Origin of the sequence: Bacillus mycoides (assembly GCF_001757995.1) — a bacterium.
Lineage (GTDB): Bacteria > Bacillota > Bacilli > Bacillales > Bacillaceae_G > Bacillus_A > Bacillus_A mycoides_B.
The window spans coordinates 1-8,637 of record NZ_LXLV01000079.1 but is presented as its reverse complement, the minus strand read 5'-3'; the positions used below and the strand labels follow the sequence as shown (position 1 = coordinate 8,637).

Annotated in this window: 4 protein-coding genes; 1 reads left to right on the top strand and 3 read right to left on the bottom strand. The window is 39.5% G+C overall.

Going from position 1 to position 8,637, the window contains the following annotated elements; genetic code table 11:
- From BWGOE10_RS27615 to BWGOE10_RS33025, 3 genes are all read right to left on the bottom strand, one after another.
- Positions 1-289 (bottom strand): hypothetical protein (locus tag BWGOE10_RS27615; RefSeq protein ID WP_131798986.1); only part of this gene is annotated, 289 nt, incomplete at its 3' end.
- Between the two features lie 173 nt (positions 290-462).
- Positions 463-2,889 (bottom strand): lanthionine synthetase LanC family protein, encoded by a 2,427-nt coding sequence (locus BWGOE10_RS27610; protein WP_070145972.1) that lies wholly within the window; start codon positions 2,887-2,889, stop codon positions 463-465.
- Positions 2,858-4,084: a hypothetical protein gene (locus BWGOE10_RS33025; protein WP_070145971.1), complete on the bottom strand. Its 1,227-nt coding sequence runs from the start codon at positions 4,082-4,084 to the stop codon at positions 2,858-2,860. Before BWGOE10_RS33025 ends, BWGOE10_RS27610 begins: the two co-directional genes overlap by 32 nt.
- A 218-nt stretch (positions 4,085-4,302) precedes the next feature.
- Between BWGOE10_RS33025 and BWGOE10_RS27600 the strand changes: the two genes are divergently transcribed.
- Positions 4,303-8,250, top strand: coding sequence for a S8 family serine peptidase (locus BWGOE10_RS27600; RefSeq protein ID WP_070145970.1), 3,948 nt, complete (start codon positions 4,303-4,305; stop codon positions 8,248-8,250).
- Positions 8,251-8,637 lie beyond the last annotated feature (387 nt).

Below are 8,637 nucleotides of genomic sequence, written 5' to 3'. Positions count from 1 at the left end.
CCAATTGAGAAATCAATGGTGTCATAGGCGTTACAACAGAGATTACCGGTAGGCATTGACCACCAGCTGAAATATTAGTTGCAATCGGATTAGCAGTGAAACCCTGCCCAGCATTTTGTCCACCGTTGCACACCAATTGAGAAATCAATGGTGTCATAGGCGTTACAACAGAGATTACCGGTAGGCATTGACCACCAGCCGCAATATTAGTTGCAATCGGATTAGCAGTGAAACCCTGCCCAGCATTTTGTCCACCGTTGCAAAGATTTGACCAATTAAAGTTTTGCATATTAACATCCTTTCAGCATTTTTCTTGAAGTCACCTGCAGGGAAACTACACAAAAAGTATTAGTATATATTTAATGTAATATACTCTCTAGGAAAAATTTAACAAACCATTGAAGTAAATACATTTACATAGAACTAACACCTCCAATGATATTTGTTCCATAGTTAATTTCATCAGCTTTGGTCTCTCCATCCCTCTACTTCAAACAAAGGCATACAAGCTGATTCTGGTTTTGCGAGATCAGCGATTAATACGGCTAAACCAATTTCACCTCTAAATAGGCTATTGGGCAATTCTTGTGGATTTGAAGTGGCTGTGTGAACTCCTTTTAACATCAATTCTTGGGCTCGCTGAAGCCAAATCTCTTCACCAGTGTGCTTATATAAATTAAGTAGAGAGTAAGCTTGACCAGCGTGTCCACAACAAAGTCCAATAATCTCAGCAGGCTCTTCCCATACGTTCCAAGCCGACTTTTCTGCGAGATCAAGGTACGTTTTCTCTTTGATCATTTGGTGAGCGAGAGTCCACAAATGAACCATTCCAGCGGTTCCATTACACCATCCTGACATATAATTGTAAGGAATTTCTTGATCCGACAAAATGCTTTTCCAACGTAACCCGCGGCCTGTAGGTTCCCCCAGTTCGGCTAATTCACGTAGACGAACCGGGATAAAATTAGGAATAGGTTTGCATGTTGACTGACACCAGCGCATGGTGGCATACATTACACCAGCCCATCCGTGTGCGATACCTAAATATTTCATTTCTGGACAGTCCCGAATCGTAGGGTAACGATTTAATTTTTCCCATAAGCTTTGCAAGATTGTATCACCTAGTGCAAGCAAAGAACTGTTGTTTAATAATTTATTGTCATGCGTTGTATCCATTAAAATCGAGCAAGAAAGAAGCGTGCTTGCTTTTCCAAGTGTGAGATCCAGATTATCGCAAGGAACAGAAGATGTCATTACAAATTTGTCAAGAGCGGACTGCTGTGTTACAAAATCCCCCATAGCATGACTGATGAGTGCTTGCACCATATAAATCCCACTTGGAGTATGGAACGGAGAAACGCGACCTAATACCTCAGGGGTGAGTTGATTCGTATTAGTATAAAAGGCGTTAGACTCTCCCATACTAGCAATCGTTTTGTGAAGCCAACGATCTGACAATGCCAGTAAATGGGCATCACCCTGGATACTTGCAATACGATATAGTGCATAGGCGATCCCGTTCATCCCACTGTGTGTAGAGCATAATGGTAATGGCATTCCAGCTGTGACAGCGAACAAGCTTTCCGATGGAGTATCGATTCTTTTAAGGATATTATCTAAAAAATTGTGAGCAGGATTAAAATCGACATACTCCGTTTTTTCAATCGTCTCTTTTTCTATTGGTATAAAAGACTCAGTATCTACCCTTACTTGGTTTAATTGTTTAGCTAAATGAGCCATAGAAGGGAAACGCCCAGCAGGCTCTTTATGTAAGGATTTTTTTAAAATCTCTTCCATTTCTGGCCAAGGTTCTTGCCCGTATTCGGTAAAGGATAACATAGTTTCCTCACGTATTTGTCGGAACAATTCGTTACGATCAAACGAAAATTTTTGATAATGTTCACCGATGATTAGGAAGTACAGCATGGCTGCTAGTGAATATTGTTCTGAAGCAAATGTTGCTTTCCGTTCGCTAGGTGTTATCTGTTCATGCTTTGTATACTCGGGTGAAGAATAAAATAAATGTCCTCCGCAGAATGGTTGATAAAAATCTTTATCTGTACCTTCAAGTCTACCCAGACCAAAATCGATTACTTTTAGAGAACCTTCTTCCTCGAACAGAAGATTTCCTTGATGGACATCTCCGTGAATAACATTATTTGTATGTAGATGAACATATGCTGATACAATTTTTTTGCAAAGCTCCAGAAGTTTATTACGACTTTCTTTTATAGGAAGTTCGCGAAAACGTTTCGCTACTCTGGAGACATGCTCACCTGAGCATAATTCCATTACAATATAGCTACGATTCTCAGTGACTCCACTGGTAATGTATTTTGGAGTAAACGTTCCATCCAGATGTTTTAGGATAGTCGTTTCCCACTCATACACTTGATTAATTTTATTGTTATGACAAGTACGCATAATTTTAAGTGCAACCAGATTGCCCTCTTTATCTTTTGCTTGATAAATTTCACTGTCTTCCACCAGTTGAATGCACTTATCTAGTTCGAGTTCATTAAACTGGTACCCCTCAGGAAACGATGGTTGTATTGGTTTGGCCTGCTCCGAATTAGACGGTACGAGAATGTTCCAATTCTTAAAGTTCATAAGCAAGGGAAAAGCCAGCTCCATAATTTTATTGGGATCTTTTTTTTTCAATTTGCTGTAGCGGGTAACCGCCTCGTAAATAGTCATTGAACTTCGGAACTCTGTGAGCAGTGCAGCGCCTTCCGGGTCAACGATTGTTGACTGAGTTCGAGAGCGTGGACGGGATATTACATAAGAGTCCACACTACACTGCACTTTGGCTCTTATATCGGCAGGAAGCTCTTTTACAGGTGTGAGTTCCACATCCTCAGGCAATGTTAAAGCCTCTTGAAAATCCATGATTAATACCTCCAGATAAAGTATTAGTAAATAAATGATGAGGTGGAGCCCATGTTGAAGAATCAATGCCCATGTTTTGTAAACGTTCGAGTGCATATTTCCAAGGTTCTACGTTGGTTGCTCGATATAGTTTTGCTTCGAAAAGGAAATTAGTAAGTTGGGAAATTATCCATAGACGCCAACTGAAACGCCCCCATAGCATGTCTATTGGTGGATCCATTCCCCATGAAAGTAAACCATCGTTAGAAAAATCAGCAGTAAATGGTACGCCATGGGCAGGTGTACCTTCTATTTTTTGTCGAATACGAAGAGCAGCTTCCTCACAATCTTCAAAATTTGAAAAGTAAGCAACCATTTTATCTGGTCTCAATAAGCCGATCACATCTTGACCAATCTTAAAATTCTGTACGTTCATATCTCCAAGTACGTCTGCTGTTGCTTGGAAGACCTCTCGTATTAGATAAGGTTTTGGAAAGGGACTGATATACAATTTGAACTTACTCTGGTTTTCTGTTTGGGAAGTACGTTTCTCTTTAGCAGAAAACGATAACCAACCAGACTGAATTGTCTTTTGCTTATGGTAAGACCATTTTTGATCAAATCGGGACTGAAAATTATCCCCGTTATCAAGACCTAAAGTTTTTAAAACAGATTCGGGAGATGGATATTTTTTTTCCCATTCTGGCGAGTTGGGAATCCGATTATAGAAGTACATACGTGCTATTAACGTATTATAATCGGCTCCTTCGAGTAAATCACCGTGTTTCAAAGCCTCAATAGATAGTCTGGGGATTAAGGAATCTATTTTTTCTTCAAAAATAGATTCGTAAAGGAGTGGATACGCAGCTGTTCCAGAAATAAAAGAGCCATTATTCTGGATTTCTAAAATTCCGTCTAGAACCATCTTAGCGATTAATTCTAGTGAGTTTTCCCCAAACAATGCTTTAAAACTAGAAGGTAGAATGCCTGGCTGTTGCAGAGTATAGAAAAGCAAAGCTGTATTTTTACAAATAGATTTTATTTCAAGTTGAAATGAATAAAACGGATAAAGAATAGCATAATGGTTCTCATCATTCTCTAAATGAGTGAACAATTGTTTTATTTGAGAAGGTAATTGGTCAAGCATAGCGATCCCGTAATTTGGATTCGACCGAAAAACCATAAGCTCTATGTTTTTTAATAAACCGGTTTTCACTAATATTTCCCCCTAACATTTATATTTCATTTAATTACAAATTCAGTCTTTCCATCCAACAGCTGTTTATACATCTTGGCACTAAATTAAAATCCCCTACTCAGACGGAATAAATTAAAACCTAATTGGGTTCAATAATTATGTGAATAAATTAAAACCTAATTGGGTTCAATAATTACGTGAATAAATTAATAGATAGAATAAAAGGAGAGATTTATATGGAATCAGATAATAATCGTTTAATTCCAGTCATGGTTGAAATGCGTGTCTCTCATGAAGATGATCATTTCTTCTTAGCACGAGATTCAAATCCCTTTGATCTGAATGGATTTCAGAGAGATTTTGGTTTCAGCCCAATCCCCTTGCCGTATACACAAGGAGAGGGGCTAACCATGGGATCAATTCATGAAAGTGGTGTGATTATTCGTGGAAAGATTTTGGGAGAGGATATGGATCAACTAAGGGCTCACGAAAAAGTTTTGGGAGTATATTCAGACCCAGTGATTAAGCCGTTTGTTCCTGAAATACCACCGCAAAACAACTCAATCTGTACTACTATACCAAAACTGACAGGTACTGTTTCCGATGTAGTACGCTATCTTGGAGCTCATGAAATTTGGTGTAATGGGTACACGGGGAAAGGAGTTGTTGTAGGAATTGTTGATGGCGGAATCGAAGCCGTAGGGAGAGCGAAAAATGGGCAGGTTAACCGAGTAATCGACGGTTTTCCAACAGAAAATTGGGGGCAAAAGTCATCTTGGCCGTTTCACGGAAATATGACTGCAAGTGATGTGTTGTTTATTGCACCAGAAGTGAACCTTTATGATTTACGGATTGCCGAAATCATAAATGAAAAACCAGAGGCCCTTTTATCAAATGCGCTTGCCGCTTATCATTGGGCAATTGAGCGTTACCGCAAGGATGGCACACCACAAATCTTATCTAACAGTTGGGGAATTTTTGATCCAACCGACTGTATGGATTATGCAACAAATCTCAATCATCCATTTAATCGTATCGTGGCAGAAGCCATTGAGGAAGGAATCGTAGTATTATTTTCAGCAGGGAACTGCGGAGAACCTTGTGGTCATTCAGACGCTACTTGCAATGGAAATGTCGGTGGAGGCAAGGATATTTGGGGAGCAAATGGTCATCCATTAGTCATAACCGTTGGAGCTGCTGACCTTGAAGAAAATATAGCCACATACAGCAGTCAGGGACCTGCAGCGTTAGATCCCCACAAACCAGATTTATGTGCACCAGTTCATTTCAAAGGATATCATCCGCTTATAGAGTCTGGTACTTCAGCTGCATGTCCAATCGTATCAGGGGTTGTCGCATTATGTAAGCAGACCAATCCGTTACTTTCACCAAAACTGGTAAAGCAAGGACTCATCGAAACAGCAAAAGATTTGGGAACTAGGGGATGGGATACATACGCCGGAGCGGGGATGATTCAAGCAAAGAAGGCATTCGACAAAGTGACTAATTGGAACGTAAATAAAGACTTTGATATGAATGATTACCCCAAATGTGCACAAAATAATACCGATTCTTTTTCAAATATGAACAGTAATCTAAGTTTAGAAAATAACTCTTCAAATGAAAATGAAAAAGAAATTGTTCGTGTTCTTGTTGAAATACGTATGCCCAAAGACGTCAATCCGACCTTTGCTGCAGAATCCGCCTTGGACAGATTTGGATTCAAAATAGATCGTGAATTCGCCCCAGTTAACATAAAGCCAGTGGAACATCTCTATATGTATGAAGCTGAGGATAAAACTGTAATCGTTTGTGGAATTATTGAAAAAAGGATGATAGAAGAAATAAAATCACAACCAAATATTATTGATGTTTACTTAGACACATCGATTGCCCCATTTTCCAATAGTTTTACAGAGAAATCTGTTATGACATCTAACTCTTCGGTTAGGGCTCAATGCCCACCATTCGCATCTAAACCGGTTGATACGTTTGACAAAATAATTAATCGGAGGAATAAAGAAATGACAAATTTTAATATGAACGATTATCTCGGAAGTGCAACAATGCCAGAAAATAACGAATCTCAACAAGAAATTGTTCGTGTTCTTGTTGAAATTCGTATGTCCCAAGATACCAATCCAAGTCTTGCAATCTCTACTGCAGAATCTACATTGGATAGATATGGATTCTACATAGATCGTGAATTTCAGCCAGTTCATATACAACCGAAGGATCATTTAATGGTAGCTATGTCTGTAAATATGGAAAAAGCCGTACTTGTTCGTGGAACTATCAAAAAAGAGAAAATCGAAGAAATAAAATCACAGGTAGATGTAATAGATGTTTACTTAGACACACCAATTGCTCCGTTTTCCAATTGTTTTGCTACGGGAACTGTTACGGATACCTCTATAATGCATGGGAGTGTTGATTGTAATACAGAAACGGCTAAAGGCAATCCTTTAGATGTGGCTGCTTACTTAGGTGTCGATCAACTTTGGAGACAAGGATTTAAAGGGAAAGGAATTGTTATCGGAATCGTAGACGGTGGAATTGAAGCGATGGGGCGTACGCCAAACGGTAGGATTCCAAATGTTATTGGCGGCTTTCCTATAGACAGTTGGGGAATGGGGGCATATTGGGATAAGCATGGCAACATGACTGCAACAGATGCCTTGTTAATGGCTCCAGAAACCCAGCTATATGACTTACGAATTGCTGATCCAAACAATAGCATACCGGCCATGATAAGTAATGCAATTCAAGCTTATTCTTGGGCAATTAACCAACACCGTTTAAATGGTACTCCTCATATCTTATCAAATAGTTGGGGGCTCTTTCAGAAAGCATGGGACGAACGGTATGCAACAGAACCGAACCACCCTTTCACACGTATGGTGGTGGAAGCGATTAAGGAAGGGATTCTCGTCTTGTTTTCGGCTGGAAACTGTGGACAATTATGCTCAGATTTCAAATGTCAGAATGACATTGGTGCCGGTAAAAGTATCTGGGGAGCGAACGGTCACCCAAGTGTAATGACCGTGGGAGCCGCCAATATCGAAGAAAAGCTGTTAGGATACAGCAGTATCGGGCCTGCTGCATTAGAACAAAAAAAACCGGATTTCTGTGGCATTGCTCAGTTTAACGTAAATAATGTTATACACAAGGGAACATCTGCGGCCTGCCCAATTGCCGCTGGCGTGGTAGGGTTACTCAAGCAAGCTAGCCCAACTTTAACGCAAGAACAAGCAAAACAAGCGCTTATGAAAACCGCCAAAAGCGTAGGAGGAGAAGGCTGGAACACTTATTCTGGATCGGGAATTATTCAAGCCAAAGCCGCTTTTGACCAGATGTCAAAAGAAGAAGGTCAGAAGTGGGGTACTGTGGAAAACCTTGGAGGAAGGATAATTCACGTACCTGCTGCTGTCTTAACTGATGAAAAGAAGATGGATGTTTTCGCAGTAGGTTTTGACTGTGCTCTTTGGCATAAAAGTTGGAATCAAAATTCATGGAGTGATTGGGACAAGATAGATGGTTCTTGTCTTTCGGCACCTTCAGCTGTTGCGAGAACGGCTGATAAAATAGATGTATTTGTCCTTGGCCCAGACAACGCAGTATGGCACAAAGAATTAGGAATCGGAGTATCAAAGGAATGGACAAGTCTTGGAGGGCTTTGCCAGTATGGTGTTGCCGTCTCTTCATGGTGTGAAAATCGGCTAGATATTTTTGCTGTCGGCTTAGATAGTGCGATGTGGCATAAGTATTGGAATGGAAAAGAATGGAGCAAATGGGAGTCAATCGGTGGTGTTTGTTTATCAGCTCCCGTGGCTGTTTCAAGGGGAACCAATCAAATAGATATATTTGTAATTGGACTTGAATCAAAACTGAATCATATTTCATGGAATGGTTCAGTTTGGAGTTCCTGGTCAGAATTAGGTGAAACTCCGCTCCAAGGTGTATCTGTTGCTTCCAGTAGCGCTAATCGTTTGGAGATTTTTGCTGTCGGCAAAGATGATATTGTACTTCAAAAGGTGTGTAATAATTCAGAATGGTCTGATTGGATTGCCACTCCTTTTGTTTCTGTCGGTACTCCTGTAGTTAGCTTTCGAGAAAACGGAACAGCTGAAATATTTATGCGTAGTAATTCAAGTAATTTATTGCATTCGTCTACAAAAGTATAAAGAATATATATAATTTGTTGAATTTAGTGGAGCATAAGCCTTAACTTTCGTTTATAAAACTATTTTATATTACGAGGGGTGTCAAAGGTTTTGCTGATTTTGTTGAGTAAAGTACAGAGCATTTCACTACTATCAATGAAAGTTACTCATAACAAGAAAATAGCCTACACACGCCAACATCTAAAATGTACCTGTCCTTTGGTTGAACCTAGTTCTTTTTACAATTGGGATTTACATTATTCGTACAGTCACTTAAATAATAAGCAAAGACCATCCAATATGTATTTGCTAATAACAGATCTCTTTCACTAATAGACCCTTTAAAATTCCAATTCAGTAAATAAGAAAAATGGACAAACTTTATAAAAAATACACACTGTTAAATTT

What these genes read in the sequence shown, in the direction of transcription:
- BWGOE10_RS27610 (WP_070145972.1), bottom strand. Translation starts at nt 2,889, where the DNA reads ATGGATTTTCAAGAGGCTTTAACATTGCCTGAGGATGTGGAACTCACA.
- BWGOE10_RS27600 (WP_070145970.1), top strand. Translation starts at nt 4,303, where the DNA reads ATGGAATCAGATAATAATCGTTTAATTCCAGTCATGGTTGAAATGCGT.